The sequence below is a fragment of the Micromonospora sp. NBC_01796 genome (genome assembly GCF_035917455.1).
Lineage (GTDB): Bacteria > Actinomycetota > Actinomycetes > Mycobacteriales > Micromonosporaceae > Micromonospora_G.
This window is the reverse complement of record NZ_CP109078.1, coordinates 4,016,529-4,034,113: the sequence shown is the minus strand read 5'-3', so window position 1 is coordinate 4,034,113 and position 17,585 is coordinate 4,016,529. Positions and strand designations below refer to the sequence as shown.

15 protein-coding genes are annotated in these 17,585 nt (G+C 70.5%); 6 read left to right on the top strand and 9 right to left on the bottom strand.

Translation table 11 applies throughout. From position 1 onward, the window contains the following. Window positions 1–51: 51 nt before the first annotated feature. The 4 genes from OIE47_RS18600 to OIE47_RS18585 form a co-directional block, all read right to left on the bottom strand. Entirely contained in the window at window positions 52–657 is a 606-nt protein-coding gene (locus OIE47_RS18600; RefSeq protein WP_326562743.1) for a PadR family transcriptional regulator, read from the bottom strand. Then, window positions 654–1,496: a DUF4097 family beta strand repeat-containing protein gene (locus tag OIE47_RS18595; RefSeq protein ID WP_326562742.1), complete on the bottom strand. Its 843-nt coding sequence runs from the start codon at window positions 1,494–1,496 to the stop codon at window positions 654–656. The genes OIE47_RS18600 and OIE47_RS18595 overlap by 4 nt, the downstream gene beginning before the upstream one ends. Before the next feature lie 228 nt (window positions 1,497–1,724). Continuing rightward, window positions 1,725–2,636 (bottom strand): lysophospholipid acyltransferase family protein, encoded by a 912-nt coding sequence (locus OIE47_RS18590; protein WP_326562741.1) that lies wholly within the window; start codon window positions 2,634–2,636, stop codon window positions 1,725–1,727. Next, window positions 2,633–3,430 (bottom strand): GNAT family N-acetyltransferase, encoded by a 798-nt coding sequence (locus tag OIE47_RS18585; RefSeq protein WP_326562740.1) that lies wholly within the window; start codon window positions 3,428–3,430, stop codon window positions 2,633–2,635. Before OIE47_RS18585 ends, OIE47_RS18590 begins: the two co-directional genes overlap by 4 nt. A 347-nt stretch (window positions 3,431–3,777) precedes the next feature. Between OIE47_RS18585 and OIE47_RS18580 the strand changes: the two genes are divergently transcribed. From OIE47_RS18580 to OIE47_RS18565, 4 genes are all read left to right on the top strand, one after another. Then, window positions 3,778–7,542, top strand: coding sequence for a multifunctional oxoglutarate decarboxylase/oxoglutarate dehydrogenase thiamine pyrophosphate-binding subunit/dihydrolipoyllysine-residue succinyltransferase subunit (locus tag OIE47_RS18580; RefSeq protein ID WP_326562739.1), 3,765 nt, complete (start codon window positions 3,778–3,780; stop codon window positions 7,540–7,542). Between the two features lie 78 nt (window positions 7,543–7,620). Further along, window positions 7,621–7,800 (top strand): DUF6104 family protein, encoded by a 180-nt coding sequence (locus OIE47_RS18575; protein ID WP_326562738.1) that lies wholly within the window; start codon window positions 7,621–7,623, stop codon window positions 7,798–7,800. Between the two features lie 85 nt (window positions 7,801–7,885). After that, window positions 7,886–9,994 (top strand): phosphate acetyltransferase, encoded by a 2,109-nt coding sequence (gene pta / locus OIE47_RS18570; RefSeq protein WP_326562737.1) that lies wholly within the window; start codon window positions 7,886–7,888, stop codon window positions 9,992–9,994. Beyond that, complete coding sequence (locus OIE47_RS18565) at window positions 9,991–11,178, top strand: acetate/propionate family kinase (RefSeq protein ID WP_326562736.1); 1,188 nt, start codon at window positions 9,991–9,993, stop codon at window positions 11,176–11,178. The genes pta and OIE47_RS18565 overlap by 4 nt, the downstream gene beginning before the upstream one ends. A gap of 90 nt (window positions 11,179–11,268) precedes the next feature. On the opposite strand, the gene OIE47_RS18560 is transcribed toward OIE47_RS18565, so the two are convergent. From OIE47_RS18560 to OIE47_RS18540, 5 genes are all read right to left on the bottom strand, one after another. Then, window positions 11,269–11,448 carry a hypothetical protein gene (locus OIE47_RS18560; protein ID WP_326562735.1) on the bottom strand — a complete coding sequence of 60 codons (180 nt, stop codon included), beginning with the start codon at window positions 11,446–11,448 and terminating at the stop codon, window positions 11,269–11,271. A gap of 558 nt (window positions 11,449–12,006) precedes the next feature. Continuing rightward, window positions 12,007–13,275: a hypothetical protein gene (locus tag OIE47_RS18555; protein WP_326562734.1), complete on the bottom strand. Its 1,269-nt coding sequence runs from the start codon at window positions 13,273–13,275 to the stop codon at window positions 12,007–12,009. Window positions 13,276–13,706: 431 nt separating this feature from the next. Then, entirely contained in the window at window positions 13,707–14,669 is a 963-nt protein-coding gene (locus OIE47_RS18550) for a zinc-binding dehydrogenase (RefSeq protein ID WP_326562733.1), read from the bottom strand. A gap of 120 nt (window positions 14,670–14,789) precedes the next feature. After that, window positions 14,790–15,968, bottom strand: a complete 1,179-nt coding sequence (locus tag OIE47_RS18545; RefSeq protein ID WP_326562732.1) for an NAD(P)-dependent malic enzyme — start codon at window positions 15,966–15,968, stop codon at window positions 14,790–14,792. 141 nt (window positions 15,969–16,109) lie between these two features. Continuing rightward, entirely contained in the window at window positions 16,110–16,466 is a 357-nt protein-coding gene (locus OIE47_RS18540) for a S24 family peptidase (RefSeq protein WP_442792168.1), read from the bottom strand. Between the two features lie 90 nt (window positions 16,467–16,556). Between OIE47_RS18540 and sodN the strand changes: the two genes are divergently transcribed. Beyond that, on the top strand, window positions 16,557–16,964 hold the full coding sequence (sodN, locus tag OIE47_RS18535) for a superoxide dismutase, Ni (RefSeq protein ID WP_326562730.1): 408 nt from the start codon (window positions 16,557–16,559) through the stop codon (window positions 16,962–16,964). 86 nt (window positions 16,965–17,050) lie between these two features. Beyond that, window positions 17,051–17,500, top strand: coding sequence for a GNAT family N-acetyltransferase (locus tag OIE47_RS18530; protein WP_326562729.1), 450 nt, complete (start codon window positions 17,051–17,053; stop codon window positions 17,498–17,500). Window positions 17,501–17,585 lie beyond the last annotated feature (85 nt).

The window sequence follows — 17,585 nt, the reverse complement described above, 5'->3', positions numbered from 1 at the left end:
GGGAGCGGTCCGGGCGCCACGGGAGCGCCCGGTCCGCCCGGTCCGCCCGGTTCAGCGCAGCAGCCGGCGCAACCCGTCGAGCGCACCGTCCAGGGTCCGGATCAGCGTACGGAGCTGGGTGTCGGTGAGCCGCCGGTTGTGTACCAGGGCGCGTACCTCTGTGGTGAAGTCGGTGAGTCTGCGGTCGAACTCCGCCCCGAGATCCGCGTCCGGGGGCGGCGGGACGTGGCGGGCGCCGCCGGGGACCGTCCAGCCGCCGTACCGGGTTTCCCTGGTGGCGGCGCGCAGCTCCCGCTTCAGGTCCCGCACCGAGCCGCGTACCTCGGTCTGGATCTCCCCGGCGAGGCTGGAGAGATCGGCCACCGAGGCCTTGATGTCCGATTCGAGATCGGCCAGTTCGCCGTCGCGCTGGCCCAGCTCGGTCCGGCCGGCGTCGGTGATCTCGTACACCTTGCGCCCACCGGCGGCGGTGTGGGTGACCAGGCCCTCGACCTCCAGCCGTTGGAGCCGGGGGTAGATCGTGCCGGCGCTGGGAGCGTAGTGGCCGAGGAACCGGTTCTCCAGCAGCCGGATCAGCTCGTACCCGTGCTTCGGTCCGTCGTCGAGCAGCTTCAGCAGGTAGAGCCGGAGCCGCCCGTGGCTGAACACCCCGGTCACGCCGCCCCCTCCCGGTCGTCGTCGACGAACTCGTCGTCGGTGTCCGCCGGGCGGGCCAGCAGCGCGATGCTGCCCGAGGTGGAGTTGGCCCAGAGCTTGCCCTCACCTGCGCCCAGCACCCCGTGGCTGTCCGTCGACCAGTACGTGCTGCCCGCCTTGAGCTGCGGGAACGCGCTGGTGATCCGGCCGGAGGTGCTGTGCAGGTGCACCGCCATGTCGCTGTCCGCCCGGACCCGTACGGTCACGCTCCCGGAGGTGGTGCTGAGCCGGATCTCGCTGCGCCTGGGGTTGTCGAGGTCGCAGGTGATCGACCCGGAGACGGTGGTGGCGCGTACGCGGGCCGCGGAACCGTCGGCGAGGACCAGTTCCCCGGAGACCGTCTCCATCACGAGTTCGCCGGCGACACCGAGTGCCTCGACCGGGCCGGAGACCACCTTGGCCCTGGTCTCACCGGCCAGCCCCATCAGCGTGACCTGTCCGGACGTGACGTCGACCTGGGTGTGCTCGCGGAGTCCGGAGACGAGCACCGCGCCGTCGACCAGTCGCAGGTCGGCGACGACGTGCGCGGGCACCGCGATCGACACGTCGACCCGGTAGCGGTGGCCGAGCCACCAGAAGAGCCGCTGCCACTTCCGGGGCCAGTCCTGGCGTACGGAGAGCCGGCCGTCGTGGTGCTCCACGGTGATCAGGGGTCGGGTGCTGGCTCGGGTGATCTCCACCCGGGCGGGCCCGTCGGTAGCCATCACGCTGAGCCGCCCGCCGATCAGGCGGACCTCCAACCGGGTGACCGGTTCATCGAGCGCGATCCGCTGCGGCCCGTTGATCGTCCATCTCGCCATGATCACCCATCCCGTCGCCTACCCCGTACCCGCACCCCGATCCTAACGCGATACATCGCGACACACCAGCCCTCCACTTTCCGCTTCCCCCTCCCTCTCCCCCTCCCTCTCTCCCCCGTCGATCTAGGGCAAATACGTGCTAGTTGATCACTGCTCACCACCATTTGCCCTAGATCGACGAAGCAGGGGGCGGGCGGGGGCAGGGGGGGGGGGGGGGGGCGGGGCGGGTTAGGCGGCGAGGGAGAGGCCGCTGGGCGAGGTGGGGGCCAGCGGGGTCGGGGTGGGCAGCGGGGTGGGGTGCCTGTGGGGGGTGGGTGGGCCGGCGAAGCGGACTGCGGACTCGGCTGCCTGGGCCAGGCGCCGGCGGGAGGCGGACTGCTCCGGGTGCAGGGCCGGCGCGGCGGTCACCGTCACCGAGAGCCCCCGTACGGCGAGCACCCGGCGCAGCGACACCCAGAGGCTGTCCTCGCCCAGGAAGGCGGCTGCGGTCGTACCGTCGCGCCCCGGTCCGGTCCGGTAGTTGATGGTGAGCGGCACCACCGGCGCACCGGCGTCGATCGCCGCCTGGAACATCGCCGGCCGGAACCGTCCACCGGCCGGGCAGGCGCCGGCCGCACGGGGCTTGCCGCACCAGGTCGTACCCTCCGGGAAGACCGCGACCACCCGGTCGGACCGCAGTGCCTCGGCCACCTTGGCCACCGTCTGCGGCAGCGCCCGGGGCCGGGTGCGGTTGACGAAGATGGTGCCGCCCGAGGCGGCCAGCGGGCCGATCAGCGGCCACTGCCGTACCTCCTGCTTGGCCAGCATCCGGGCCGGCGCGACCGCCAGGGTGGCCATGATGTCCAGCCACGAGATGTGGTTGGCGGCGAGCAGCGCCCGCCGCCGGGGCAGCCGGCCGCGTACCTGGAGGGTCACGCCCAGGGAGCCGAGCACCAGCCGGGCCCACCAGCGGCCGGCGGCCTGGCGCCCGGCCGCTGGCAACACCGGAAGTACGGGCACCAGCAGCGCCCCGAACAGCAACGCGCCGAACAGGGCGGTCAGCCGCCCGGCCTGGTGCAGCCGGGACACCGTCGGCGTCTCGCGGGGGCCGGGCAGGCAGTGCGGCCCGCAGGCCGAGCGGGGCTGCCAGAGGGGGTTCATCCGTCTTCTCCGAGTCCGAGGAAGTGCCGCCGGTAACGGGGGTGCATCCGATCCATCGAGAGCAGTACGTAGAGGTCCGCCACGTCAAAATCCGGGTCGTACGCGGGCTCCCCGCACACCCAGGCACCGAGCCGGAGGTAACCCTTGAGCAGGGCGGGTACGGCCGCCGACGGTTTCTCGGCCCGCTCCGCCCGAGCGGCGAGCGCGGCGACCCCGGCGGGTTCGGCCAGCCAGGGCCGGTGCGGGCGTACCCGCAGCGGCGGCGGGGCCATGTTCCGGGCGGAGACCTGCTGCCAGACCGCGACGGCGTTCGCGCCACCGTCGGTCAGCGGCAGCGAGGCGCAGCCGCCCAGCCACCGCAGCCCGCGCAGGTGCAGGTAGCGGGCGATACCGGCCCACATCAGGTTGATCACCGCGCCGGTGCGGTGGTCCGGATGCACGCAGGACCGCCCGATCTCCACCAGCTCGTCGCGGAGCGGGGCGAAGGCGGACAGGTCAAACTCGCTCTCCGCGTACCGCCGGCCGGCGCGCGCGGCGCGGTCCGGCGGCAGCATCCGGTACGTCCCGACGACGGCCCCGGTGCTGTCGTCCCGGACGAGCAGGTGGTCACAGTGCGCGTCGAACTCGTCGGTGTCGAGTCCCTGGACGGCCGAGTGGAGGTTGGCGCCGAGTTCTTCGGCGAAGACGTCGTGGCGCAGCCGCTGCGCGGCGGCGATCTGGGCCGCGTCGTCGGCGATCAGCAGGGTGTAGCCGCTGGTCCCGGTGGGTGCGGGAGCGGTGAGCAGAACAGCCATGGGGTATGTGTAAGGTCGCTGCCCACCGTCGGCGTGTCGCGCACCGGATGCGTGGGTGTCGATCGGGTGAACGGCCCTGTACGGAGTGCGTGGGCGGGGCACCCCGGCGCCACGGGATCGATCGCGGCCGTCGGGGGCGGCCCAGACCCCGGCGAGCGACCGGCTTCAGGGGCTTGAATACCAGGTGAACAAGACCTTCACGCTGTGAATCGCAACACGGGCCGGATGCGGCAATGCCGGCCGATAGCGTACGGCGTAGCCTGGACAGTGATTTCTGACCCCGGTCCCAGGCGGTGGCAGAACCCGCGTGAACCGCAGAACCCGCGTGAAAGAGGCGATCACTGGCCGTGTCGACCCAGCAGACTTCGCAGGAGAACCCACTGGCGGGTTTCGGCCCGAACGAGTGGGTCGTCGAGGAGATGTACCAGCGTTACCTCGCCGACCCCACCAGCGTCGATTCGGCCTGGCACGACTTCTTCGCCGACTACCGTCCGGCAGCCGACACGGCTGACGGCAACGGGTCGGCTCCGAAAACAGCGACAGCGGCCAAGCCGGCACCGGGGGTGAAGAAGGAAGCGGCCAGCGCTCCCCCGGCTGCCGCGAAGACCCAGCCGGCGACCGCTCCGGCCGCCGAGCCGAAGGCTGCCGAGCCCAAGGCTGCCGAGCCGAAGCCGGCTCCGGCCGCACCGGCGCCGAAGGCAGCCGCACCGGCCGCCGCCGCTGCGCCGGCCAAGAAGGCCGCACCGGCCCAGCCGCCGGCCGCGGGCAGCAGCACCACTCCGTTGCGCGGTGTCGCGGCGAAGATCGTGCAGAACATGGACGCCTCGCTGTCGGTGCCGACCGCGACGAGCGTGCGCGCGGTGCCGGCGAAGCTGGTGGTCGACAACCGCATCGTGATCAACAACCACCTCGCCCGGGGTCGGGGCGGCAAGGTCAGCTTCACCCACCTGATCGGGTACGCCCTGGTCCGGGCGCTGGCCGAGCACCCCGAGATGAACCACTCGTACGCCGAGGTGGACGGCAAGCCGGTGATGGTGAAGCCGGAGCACGTCAACCTGGGCATCGCGATCGACCTGGCCAAGCCGGACGGCTCGCGCAACCTGGTGGTGCCGTCGATCAAGGCGTGCGAGCAGATGGACTTCCGTCAGTTCTGGCAGGCCTACGAGGACGTGGTCCGGCGGGCCCGGCGCAACGAGCTGACCATGGAGGACTACGGCGGCACGACGATCTCGCTGACCAACCCGGGCGGGATCGGCACCGTGCACTCCCAGCCCCGGCTGATGGTCGGGCAGGGCACGATCATCGGTGTCGGCGCGATGGAGTACCCGGCGCCGTACCAGGGGATGTCCGAGGAGACCCTGGCCGAGCTGGCCGTCAGCAAGATCATCACGCTGACCAGCACGTACGACCACCGGATCATCCAGGGCGCCCAGTCCGGCGAGTTCCTGAAGGTCATGCACGAGCTGATCCTCGGTGAGCGCGGCTTCTACGACGAGATCTTCACCTCGCTGCGGATCCCGTACGAGCCGGTGCGCTGGATGCGCGACGTGGCGGTGAGCTCCGAGGGTCAGATCAACAAGACCGCCCGGGTCATCGAGATCATCCACGCGTACCGGGTGCGCGGTCACCTGATGGCCGACACCGACCCGCTCGAGTTCAAGATCCGCAAGCACCCGGACCTGGACGTGCTCCAGCACGGCCTGACCCTCTGGGACCTCGACCGCTACTTCCCGGTCGGCGGCTTCAACGGCAAGCAGAAGATGAAGCTCCGCGAGGTCCTCGGGGTGCTGCGCGACTCCTACTGCCGCCGGGTCGGCGTGGAGTACATGCACATCCAGGACCCGGAGGAGCGGCGCTGGATCCAGGACCGGATCGAGCGGAAGTACGAGAAGCCGTCGGCGGACGAGCAGAAGCACGTACTCAACCGGCTGAACGCGGCCGAGGCGTTCGAGACCTTCCTCCAGACCAAGTACGTCGGCCAGAAGCGGTTCTCGCTGGAGGGCGGCGAATCACTGATCCCGCTGCTCGGCGAGGTGCTGGAGGCGGCGGCCGAGGGCTCCCTGGACGAGGTCGTGATCGGCATGGCCCACCGTGGTCGGCTGAACGTGCTCGCCAACATCGTCGGCAAGCCGTACGAGAAGATCTTCTCCGAGTTCGAGGGACACCTCGACCCGCGCTCGACCCAGGGCTCGGGCGACGTGAAGTACCACCTCGGCCAGGCCGGCAAGTTCAGTACGCCGGACGGCGAGCACGCGATCAAGGTGTCGGTGACCGCCAACCCGTCGCACCTGGAGGCGGTCGACCCGGTGCTCGAGGGCATCGTCCGGGCCAAGCAGGACCGGATCGACCTGCGCCTGGAGGGCTACACCGTGCTCCCGGTGGCGGTGCACGGCGACGCCGCGTTCGCCGGGCAGGGCGTGGTGGCCGAGACGCTCAACCTGTCGCAACTGCGGGGCTACCGCACCGGCGGGACCGTGCACGTGGTGGTCAACAACCAGGTCGGCTTCACCACCGCACCGGAGTACTCGCGCTCCAGCCTCTACAGCACCGACGTCGCCCGGATGATCCAGGCGCCGATCTTCCACGTCAACGGGGACGACCCGGAGGCCGTGGTTCGGGTGGCCCGGCTGGCCTTCGAGTACCGCCAGGAGTTCAACAAGGACGTCGTTATCGACATGGTCTGCTACCGGCGGCGCGGCCACAACGAGGGCGACGACCCCTCGATGTCCAACCCGCAGATGTACCAGATCATCGATTCGAAGCGGTCGGTCCGCAAGCTCTACACCGAGGAGCTGATCGGGCGCGGGGACATCACCGTCGAGGACGCCGAGGAGTTGCTCCGCGACTTCCAGGCCCAGCTCGAACGGGTCTTCAAGGCCACCCGTGACGCCGCGACGCCGGGCCGGCAGCCGACCCGCCCGCGCCGCCAGGCCGAGCCGGAGCCGCAGGTGCAGACCGCTATCGGCGCGGACGTGGTGCACGCGATCGGTACGGCGCACACGACGCTGCCCGAGGGCTTCACCCCGCACAAGCGGATCCAGCAGTTGCTCGACCGGCGGGCCAAGATGGCCACCGACGGCAACATCGACTGGGGCTTCGGCGAGATCATCGCGTTCGGTTCGCTGCTGCACGACGGGGTGACCGTCCGGCTCGCCGGTCAGGACTCGCGCCGGGGCACGTTCGTCCAGCGGCACGCGGTCATCGTGGACGCCAAGACCGGCCGGGAGCACCTGCCGCTGTCCGCGCTGACCAACGACCGGTCCCGGTTCTTCGTGCACGACTCGCTGCTCAGCGAGTACGCCGCGATGGGCTTCGAGTACGGCTACTCGGTAGAGAACACCGAGGCGCTGGTCCTCTGGGAGGCGCAGTTCGGTGACTTCGCCAACGGCGCCCAGTCGGTGGTGGACGAGTTCATCTCCTCCAGCGAGGTGAAGTGGGGCCAGCAGTCGGCGGTGACGCTGCTGCTGCCGCACGGCCACGAGGGTCAGGGGCCGGACCACACCTCCGGGCGGCCGGAGCGCTTCCTGCAGATGTGCGCCGAGGACAACATGCGGGTGGCCATCCCGACCACCCCGGCGAACCACTTCCACCTGCTGCGCCGCCAGGCGCTGTCGGAGAAGCGCAAGCCGCTGGTGGTCTTCACGCCGAAGTCCCTGCTGCGGCACAAGCTCTGTGTCTCCAGCGTCGAGGACTTCACCACCGGCGGTTTCCAGCCGGTGCTGGGCGACCGGACCATCGCCAAGCCGGAGGCGGTCAAGCGGGTGCTGCTCTGCACCGGCAAGATCTACTACGACCTGCTCCAGGCCCGCGACGAGCGCAAGATCACCGACACCGCGATCGTACGGATGGAGCAGCTCTACCCGCTCCCGGTGGAGGAGATCCGGGCGGCCCTGGCCGAGTACCCGAACGCCGAGGACTTCGCCTGGGTCCAGGAGGAGCCGGCCAACCAGGGTGCCTGGTCGTTCGTGGCGCTCAACCTGCTGGAGCACCTCGACGGCGTACGGCTGCGGCGGATCTCCCGTCCGTCGGCCGCCGCCCCCGCGGTGGGCTCGGCGAAGATGCACGAGGTCGAGCAGGGCGCACTGATCGAGGCGGCACTGCCCCGCCCCTGATCGCCGTACCGCGTTGAGTTGAGACCGGGGCGGATCGAGGAACTCCTCGATCCGCCCCGGAGTCTGAGAGGACCACCCATGTACTTCACCGACCGGGGCATCGAGGAACTGGTCGAGCGCCGGGGCGACGAGAGCGTCACCCTGGAGTGGCTCGGCGAGCGCCTGCGCGAGTTCGTCGACCTCAATCCCGAGTTCGAAACCCCCATCGAACGCTTCGCCACCTGGCTGGCCCGCCACGACGACGAGGACGACGAGTAGCCACCCATCCGGCACGGCCGGACTGTGTCCGGACAGACCTCTCCGGAGCGAGCCGACCGGCTGCCCGATCTTGTAGGTTGGGGGCGTGGCACGCAGTGTCTATATCGCCGGGCTCGGGCACGGCGGCGGCAAGTCGACGATCGCACTCGGGCTGGCCGAACTCCTCTCCCGGCAGGTCGAGCGGATCGGTGTGTTCCGGCCCCTGGTCAGCGACACCGAAGAGGACCCGATCCTGGCCCTGCTGCGCGAGCGCTACCGGATCGACACCCCGGCCGAGGACCTGTACGGCACCACCTACGCCGAGGCGTCCAGGCTGGTCGCCGACGGGCAGCGGGAGGAACTGATCTCCCGGATCGTGGAGCGCTACCGTACGGTCGAACGCGGCTGCCCGGCCGTGGTCGTGGTCGGCAGCGACTTCGACGACGCGGCCGAGGGCGGCACCGGCGGGCTCTCCCGCGAACTCGCCTTCAACGCCCGGCTGGCCACCGAGTTCGGCAGCGTGGTGGTGCCGGTGGTGGACGGGTTCGAGCAGGAGCCGGAGGCGATCGCGGCGGCGGCGCGCGGGGCGTACCACGACCTGGAGGACCTGGGCGCGACCGTACTGGCGGTGGTGGCCAACCGGGTGCCGGGGGCGATGACCCTGCCGGAGCTGCCGGTGCCCGCGTACGCGATTCCCGAGGTGCCGGCCGTGTCGGCGCCGACGGTGGCCGAGGTGGCCACCGCGCTCGGCGCCACCCTGCTCGCCGGTGACCGGGCCGCGCTGGAGCGGGACGTCCTCGACTTCGTCGTCGGGGCGGCACACGTGCCGACCCTGCTCGACCACCTGACCGACGGCGCGTTGATGATCACTCCGGGGGACCGGGCGGACCTGCTGGTCGCCGCCGCGGCGGCGCACGTCGCCGGTCAGGTGTCCGTGGCCGGGCTGGTGCTCACCCTCGGCGAGCAGCCGGACCCGAGGGTGATGCGGCTGGTCGAGCGGCTGCGTACCGGCCTGGCGGTGCTCTCGGTGCCCGGCGACAGTTACCACACGGTGTCCGCCTCCAGCCGGATCGAGGGCCGACCGAGTGCGGCGAACCCGCGCAAGGTGGAGGCCGCCCTGGGCGCCTTCGAGGCCGCGGTGGACACCCCCGAGCTGGCCCGGCGACTGCGGGTCGCCCGGTCCGCGCGGGTCACCCCGCTGATGTTCGAGTACGACCTGATCGACCGGGCCCGCGCGGCCCGCCGCCGGCTGGTGTTGCCCGAGGGTACGGACGAACGGATCCTGCGGGCGACCGAGATCCTGCTCCGCCGCCGGGTGGCCGACCTGACCCTGCTCGGCGACCCGGACGAGATCCGCCGCAGGGCACGCGAGATCGGCGTCGACATCGAGCAGGCCGACCTGGTCGACCCGGCCGCCAGCCCGTGGCGGGACGAGTTCGCCGCCGAGTACGTCCACCTGCGCGCCCACCGGGGCGTCACCCCGGACCTGGCCCAGGACGTGGTGGTGAGCCCGAACTACTTCGGCACGATGATGGTCCACCTGGGTCGGGCCGACGGCATGGTCTCCGGCGCCACCCACACCACCGCCGCGACGATCCGCCCCGCCTTCGAGATCATCCGTACCGTGCCGGACGTGTCGGTGGCCTCCAGCGTCTTCTTCATGCTGCTGTCGGACCGGGTCCTGGTGTACGGCGACTGCGCGGTGAACCCGGACCCGGACGCGAACCAGCTCGCCGACATCGCCCTCTCCTCGGCCGACACCGCCGCCCGGTTCGGTGTCGAACCCCGGCTGGCGATGCTGTCGTACTCGACCGGGGCGTCCGGTGCGGGCGCCGACGTGGAGAAGGTCGCGGCAGCCACCGAACTGGTCCGGACCCGCCGGCCGGACCTGCTGGTCGAGGGACCCATCCAGTACGACGCCGCGATCGACCCGGCGGTGGCGGCGACCAAACTCCCCGGCAGTACGGTCGCCGGCCGGGCCACCGTCTTCGTCTTCCCCGACCTGAACACCGGGAACAACACGTACAAGGCGGTGCAGCGCTCGGCCGGTGCCGTGGCGGTCGGCCCGGTGATGCAGGGCCTGCGCCGCCCGGTCAACGACCTGTCCCGGGGGGCGACGGTGAAGGACATCGTCAACACGGTGGCGATCACCGCGATCCAGGCGGCGGCAACCGGTCCCGCCGATGGCGACCGGCGAGAGGACGTGGCGTCGTGAGCCGGATCCTGGTGGTCAACTCAGGTTCGTCGTCGCTGAAGTACCGCCTCTACGACGGTGTCGACGCCGGTGACGAGACACCGGTGGACGGCGCCGGCGGGCCGGTGGTGCTCGCCCGGGGCACGGTCGAGCGGATCGGCGAGCCCGGCGGCGGGCCGGCGAACCACGAGAGCGCGATCCGGCAGGTGCTGGACCGGATCGACCTGACCGGACTGACCGGGGTCGGGCACCGGGTGGTCCACGGTGGACAGCGGTTCGCCGAGCCGACCCTGGTCGACGACGAGGTGTTCGGGGAGATCACCGACCTGGTGCCGCTGGCCCCGCTGCACAACCCGGCGAACCTGGCCGGGATCGCGGTCACCCGGCAACTGCTGCCCGGCGTGCCGCAGGTGGCGGTCTTCGACACCGCGTTCCACCGGACCCTGCCCGAGGCCGCCGCCACGTACGCCATCGACGCGGAAACCGCCCGCCGGTACGACATCCGCCGCTACGGCTTCCACGGCACCTCACACGCGTACGTCTCCCGGCGTACGGCGGCACTGCTCGGCCGCCCGTACGGGCAGGTCAACACGATCACGCTGCACCTGGGCAACGGGGCGAGCGCGTGCGCGGTCGCCGGTGGCCGCAGTGTCGCCACCTCGATGGGGATGGGGCCGCTGGAGGGTCTGGTGATGGGGACCCGCAGCGGTGACCTGGACCCGACGGTCATCATGCAGCTCCGGCGGGTCGCCGGCCTGTCGGTCGACGAGATCGACGACCTGCTCAACCACCGCAGCGGCCTGTACGGGCTCACCGGCGCGAACGACATGCGCGAGGTGCTGCGTCGCCGGGAGGCCGGTGACCCGGCCGCCGAGCTGGCCTTCCAGGTCTACTGCCAGCGGATCCGGTTCTACGTCGGCGGTTACTACGCCCTGCTCGGCCGGCTCGACGCGATCACGTTCACCGCTGGTGTCGGCGAGCACGCCGCCCCCGTCCGCGCCGCCGCCCTGGAAAACCTAAACCACCTGGGCATAACCATCGACCCAGACCGCAACACCACCCAGTCCGGCGACCGCCCCATCTCCCCCGACACCTCCCGAACCCCCGTCTACGTAATAACCACCAACGAGGAACTAGAAATAGCCCACCAAACCGCCACCCTCCTCACCCCCCAGTCCCCCCGGTCCCCCCGCCTTCCCGGTTGATCATGAAGTTGGCGCGCCCGGCACCGGCGTGTCGTCGCGCCAACTTCATGATCAACGAGGTGAGGCGGGGGTGGGACCAGGTGGAGCGGGTCAGGAGAGGGTGAGCCAGGCGATTAGGGCGAGGATTACCACTGCGGCTACGGATGCGCCGATGATCAGGGGTAGGTTCGGCGACGGCTTGGCGGGTGCGGCGGGCGGTTCGGCGGACGGGTGCGCGAAGGCACGGAACGCCTCGGTGTTGCCACTGGGGTCCTGGTAACTGTCAGGCATGCCGAAGACCATAGCGAACAGCCACCGGCAGGCGGTCGAGTGCTGGCGGCGGGGGCGATCCGGGCCGTACTGAACCGGGTGAATCCCACCGCAATCGGCCGAGGCTCGACAACTGCGCAGCGCAGCCGGCCCACGCGCCGGGTAACGCCCCGCGACCCGTACCGCCACTGCGCGGCCCGTACGGCGGCGCCGCGGCCACCGAGGTGGCTGGTCAACATCGACCGGCTGGCCGCCGTACCGCACCCGGACGGGTGGCCGCGTACGGCGGAGCGGGCGCTTACGGTCAATGTGGTGCGCGGAAACGACCGTGGATCGGGTCTGTCATCCCGCCCGGTCGCACACGCACACCGGTCGCGGGCGGGCGGTCGCCGCCCCGGGGCGCCGTGCACCGCACCGCACCCCGCCGAGCGCCGGAGAGAACGTACGCGGTCGGCGTGCGTACGCTCACTCCCGGCCGCGGTACCGCCCGCCCCTTCCGACCTGCGCACCCCACCAGACGAAACGTCGCGGGCCCGTGCGTGATGCACGGGCCCGCGACGGGGGGTGGTGGGGGTAGAGCTACGGGACCACCGGCTTGCGGTTGTCCACCCAGACGTTGCTTGCCTTGTCCCAACTGATTCCGGCCTGTCCGGGGCGGGCCACCACACCGAACCGGTAGTTCCGGCCGAACACGTTCTGCCGGAACTGGATGTTGGAGCCCTTGAGGTCTTCGCGGATCCCGACCGAGTAGTTGCCGCCGTTGCAGTAGTTCTGCTCGAAGGTCAGGTTGTTCACGCTCGGCCCGGTGGTCGAGCCGATCATGATGCAGGCGTTGAACGGGTCCCCGGTCGTCGGGTTGTACGTCTCCAGCGAATTGCCGCGTACCACGATGTTCGAGGCGCCGGTGGTCTGCAACGCGTCGTTGTGCGAGCCGCTGGTCCGGGCGAGATGGTGGATCCAGGAGTTCTCGATCACCGTGTTGCTGCCCAGGCGCGGGCCGTCGATCGTATTGGTGATCTCCACCCGGCGCAGGGTGTAGTCGCCGCAGCACACGGCCGCCGAGTTCTTGGCCTGCCCGTTGATCTCGACGTCCTCGACGAGCAGGTTGGCCGCCCCACCGAGGGTCCTGATCGAGTAGAGCCCGCCGCAACTGATCCGCGACTTCCGCAGGATCACGTTCTTGGCGGTGACGGTGAAGCAGCCCTTGATGTCGAGTCCGGTGAAGACCTGGCCGTCCTTGGTCGCGTTGATCGAGCCGGAGGCCTTGAGCGTGGTGCCGGCCGGTACGCCGGTGTTGTCCGGACCGGGGAACGATTCCGGGATCCGCCCGGCGACCTCACGCGGCGGCGCACTGGAGGCGGGCGGTGCGGTGGTACGGCTGGCGCTGGGGCGGGCGCTGGGGGTGGCGGTCGATTCCGACGGCGGCGGCTCGGGAGCCGGTCCGATCTCCGCTCCCGCGTTCACCGCCTTGCCGTTCCAGGTCGACTCGACAATCGTCGCGGGTGCGGAGTCGGAATACATGAAGCCGTTGCGGCAGCCGAAAATCTGCACCCGCCGGGCGGTGTAGTTGCCGAACACGAGCCCATTGGTACGGGCCGAACCGCAATGAATCTTGGTGTCCTCGACCACGGTGCCGGAGAAACCGTCGAAAATTCGCACCGCGTGCGACGCCCCGCCGTAGCGGATCGTCGAATTCTTGATCGTGACGTTGTTCGCCCGTACGTGTATGTAGCCGTTGACCACGGCGCCGTCGATCACGGTGCCGTCCTTGTAGACCGCCATCGAACCGTCACGGCTGCCCGCGACGGCCACCCCGATGCCGGCAACGGCAATAACAAGGGTCGTCAAAATTACCAACAATGAACGCGGCCGGCGGCTAAATAACTTATGCCCGCCTCGCGAGGATCGTGATGCTTGTTCAATATCTGCGTGCGCCGCCGAGAACCTCAAGATCTAACCCCTTCGACCTACAAATAGTCCGCAATCAGCAGAGCAGAACCGCATGACTGTACCGCGCACTCAAGGTGACCTTGGGGTATCACAAGGAGATCGGAAACCGAACCTTTAGTTTTCCTAAAGGGGGCCTTTCCCACGGCTTATCTCCGCTTTTCAGGGGCCTTACGCCGCTCGTTTGCCCCGCTTTGCCCAGGGGGAAAGGTCCGGATTTTCAAATCGCGGGGTCGCGCGTGTTCGGTCGGCTACCGTCGGCGAAAGGTGGGGCATCGCCGTCCGAAGCGGACGGTCGGGCTCCGGGAGGCCCGGTGCGGTGGGGGCTCTCGTCACCGGGTGTGGTCGAGCACCACCTTGCCGAACACCTCGCCGGACTGGAGCCGGGCGAACGCGTCGGCCACCTGCGAGAACCCGTGGACCGAGTCGACCACCGGGCGGACCCCCCGGTCGACGCAGAACGCGAGCAGTTCGGCCAGCTCCGCAGGCGTACCCATCGAGGTGCCGAGGATCTCCAACTGCAACGCGAAGACCCGACGGAGGTTCACCTTCGGCTCGTGACCCGAGGTCGCCCCCGACACCACGATCCGGGCGCCGGGCCTGGCCGACTTCATCGAGTGGTCGAACGTTGCCGCGCCGACGGTCTCGATGACCACGTCGACCCGTTCCGGCAGCCGGGCTCCCGGTGCCACCGCCGTCGCACCGAGCGCCGCGATCCGGTCCCGCTTGGCGGCGTCCCGGCTGGTCGCGTACACCCGCTTGCCCATCGCCACCGCGAGCACGACGGCGGCGGTCGCCACCCCGCCCCCGGCGCCCTGCACCAGGACCGCGTCACCCTCGTCGATCCGCCCCCGGTCGGTGAGCATCCGGTACGCGGTCAGCCACGCCGTCGGCAGGCAGGCCGCGTCGGTGAGCGAGAGCCCCGCCGGTACGGGCACCAGGTTCCCCCTCGGCACCGCAACCCGCTCGGCCAGCGTGCCCTGGAACTTCTCCGACAGGATCGACACGCCACGGGGGTCGGCCGGATCCAGGACCACCGGGTAGACGAGCACCTCGTTGCCGTCCGGGTCGATCCCGGCGGCGTCGCACCCGAGGATCATCGGCAACTGCTCCACGCTCAGCCCGACCCCGACCAGTGACCACAGGTCGTGCCGGTTGAGGGAACTGGCCCTGACCTCCACGGTCAGCCAGTCGTCGGCCGGGTGCACCGGCTCCGGACGCTCCCCGACGGTGAGCGCGGCGAGCGGATTGTCGGCATCGAACGTCGAGGCGAAGGCGGCACGCATGATCCGCACGCTAACAGCGCCGGCCCACCACCGGAACCGCCCGCCCAGCCATCGCGCGCAACGGCCCCGTGGACGATCAAGGGTCCCTTCCTGCCGGGGAAACGACAGGAAGGGACCCTTGCCCACGCCTCAGGCGCGGGCGACGCCGTCGCGGCGGGCGGCGTCGAGGACGGCCTCGGCCACCGCCGGGGCGACCCGGGGGTCCAGCGGCGACGGGACGATCGCGTCCGGGGTCAGGTTCTCGGCGACCACCGCGGCGATCGCGTCGGCGGCGGCCACCTTCATGCCGTCGGTGATCCGGGTGGCCCGCGCGTCGAGCGCGCCCCGGAAGATCCCCGGGAACGCGAGGACGTTGTTGATCTGGTTCGGGAAGTCGCTGCGGCCGGTGGCGACCACCGCGACGTGCCGGCCCGCGACGTCCGGGTGCACCTCGGGTGTCGGGTTGGCCAGGGCGAAGACGATCCCGCCGGAAGCCATCCCGGCGATCGCCGCCTCCGGGATCTGCCCGCCGGAGACGCCGATCAGCACGTCGGCGTCGTGCAGTGCGGCGGTGATGTCGCCCTGCCGGCGCGCGGAGTTGGTGAAGTCGGCCAGTTCCGCCTTGACCTCGGTGAGCCCCTCGCGTTCCGGGTGCAGGATGCCGCGCGAGTCGCAGACCACGATGTCATCGGGGTTGACCCCGCCGGCGGCCAGCATCCTGGTCACCGCGACGCCGGCCGCGCCCGCCCCGCTGACCACCACCCGCAGGTCACCGAGCTTGCGGTTGAGCAGGGTGGCGGCGTTGCGCAGGGCGGCGAGCACCACGATCGCGGTGCCGTGCTGGTCGTCGTGGAAGACCGGGATCGGCAGCGCCTCCTCCAGCCGGCGTTCGATCTCGAAGCAGCGGGGGGCGCTGATGTCCTCCAGGTTGATCCCGCCGAACGACGGGGCCAGCGCGGTCACCACCGAGATGATCTCTTCCACGTCCTGCGTGTCCAGGCAGATCGGCACCGCGTCCACGCCGCCGAACTGCTTGAACAGCACCGCCTTGCCCTCCATCACCGGCATCGCCGCGCGGGGACCGATGTTGCCCAGCCCGAGTACGGCCGAGCCGTCGGTCACCACGGCCACCGTGTGCGAGACCCAGGTGTAGTCGTCGACCAGTCCCGGGTCGGCGGCGATCGCCTCGCAGACCCGGGCAACCCCGGGGGTGTACGCGAGCGACAGGTCTTCCCGGCTGGTCAGCGGTACCGTCGAGGCCACCGCCAGCTTGCCGCCTCGGTGCAGTTCGAAAACCGGATCAGCATGATCCACAGAAGACGATGACATGGGAACTCCAGGATTCGTCGAGCAGTTGGACCCAACCGGCTCGACGCGAGGTCGGCGAAAGACCGGCGGTGCGGTGCGGGGGGTCACCCAGGCACGGCCAATGAGCATACTGTCGTCTGTTTACCGTACCTGTGAGCAGGGTCATACCGGGTGGTAACCGAACCTCCGCAGGCGCGGCCAGTACCGCAGCACCACCCGACCGAGCACATCGGCCACTCCGTACGCTCGGGAGTCGTCCGTGATCAGCGGGTTGTCACCGTGCAACCACCACCCACCATCCTCGGCGCGGACCACCCGCTTGACCACAACCAGGTCGGGGCGGGTGCGGAAGACCGCGACGACCACGTCACCGGGCCGGATCGCGCGACCACGCCGCCGCACCAGCACCGCGTCGCCGTGACGCAGCGTCGGCACCATGGACGGACCGATCACGAGTACGGCGAACAGCCCGCGCCCCGGTGGCACCGTTCGATCCGGTCGATTTCCCGCTGGTCCCATCCGCACCAGGTTTCACCTCTCCGCCCCTGGGGACGTAAGTCAGGAGTAATGTCGTCTCGGATCATCGCAAACATCCCACGGAGGGCCTTGATGCGACTTCCACGCATCCTCACACCACGTTTCGTCGCGCACGCCCACTGCGACCTGCCCTGCGGGGTCTACGACCCGGCACAGGCTCGGATTGAGGCCGAGTCCGTAAAGGCGATCTGCGAGAAGTACCAGGCCAACACGGACCCGGAGTTCCGGACCCGTGCCCTGATCATCAAGGAACAGCGCGCCGAGCTGGTCAAGCACCACCTGTGGGTGCTCTGGACCGACTACTTCAAGCCGCCGCACTTCGAGAAGTACCCGAACCTGCACTCGCTGTTCAACGAGGCCACCAAGCTGGCCGGTGGCGGCGGCGGCGCCAAGGCGTCGACCGACCCGGCCAAGGCCGACGAGCTGCTGCAGAAGATCGACGAGATCTCGAAGATCTTCTGGGAGACCAAGCAGGCGTGAGCTCCACTGTTTCCACCGGCCGGCCACAAGCCGACCGGGGGGACGAGAGTCCCCCACCCGCGATTCGGCCGGCGCGTCCCTCGGACGTGCCGGCCATCGTCGCGATGGTGCACGAGTTGGCCGAGTACGAACGCGCCCCGGACGAGTGCCACCTCACCGAGGAGCAGCTGCACGCGGCCCTCTTCGCCGAGCAGCCGGCGCTGTTCGGGCATGTCGCGCTCGACGCCGACGGTGAGCCGATCGGTTTCGCGCTCTGGTTCCTCAACTTCTCCACCTGGCGCGGCGTCCACGGGATCTACCTGGAGGACCTCTACGTCCGACCGGCGGCCCGGGGCACCGGTACGGGCCGGAGGCTGCTCGCCACCCTGGCCGCCGTCTGCGTCGAGCGCGGTTACCAGCGGCTGGACTGGTGGGTGCTCAACTGGAACCCGGCCCGCGAGTTCTACCACTCGATCGGCGCCGCCGCGATGGACGAGTGGCTGCCGTACCGGCTCACCGGCGACGCGCTGACCGATCTCGCCCGGCACGCCGACTGACGCCCCCGACCCGCCCCGCCGGCCCTCACCCTGCCGGCGATGAGCGCTGCCCGCGAAACAGGCCGCAGGTCGCCGGGCACTATCC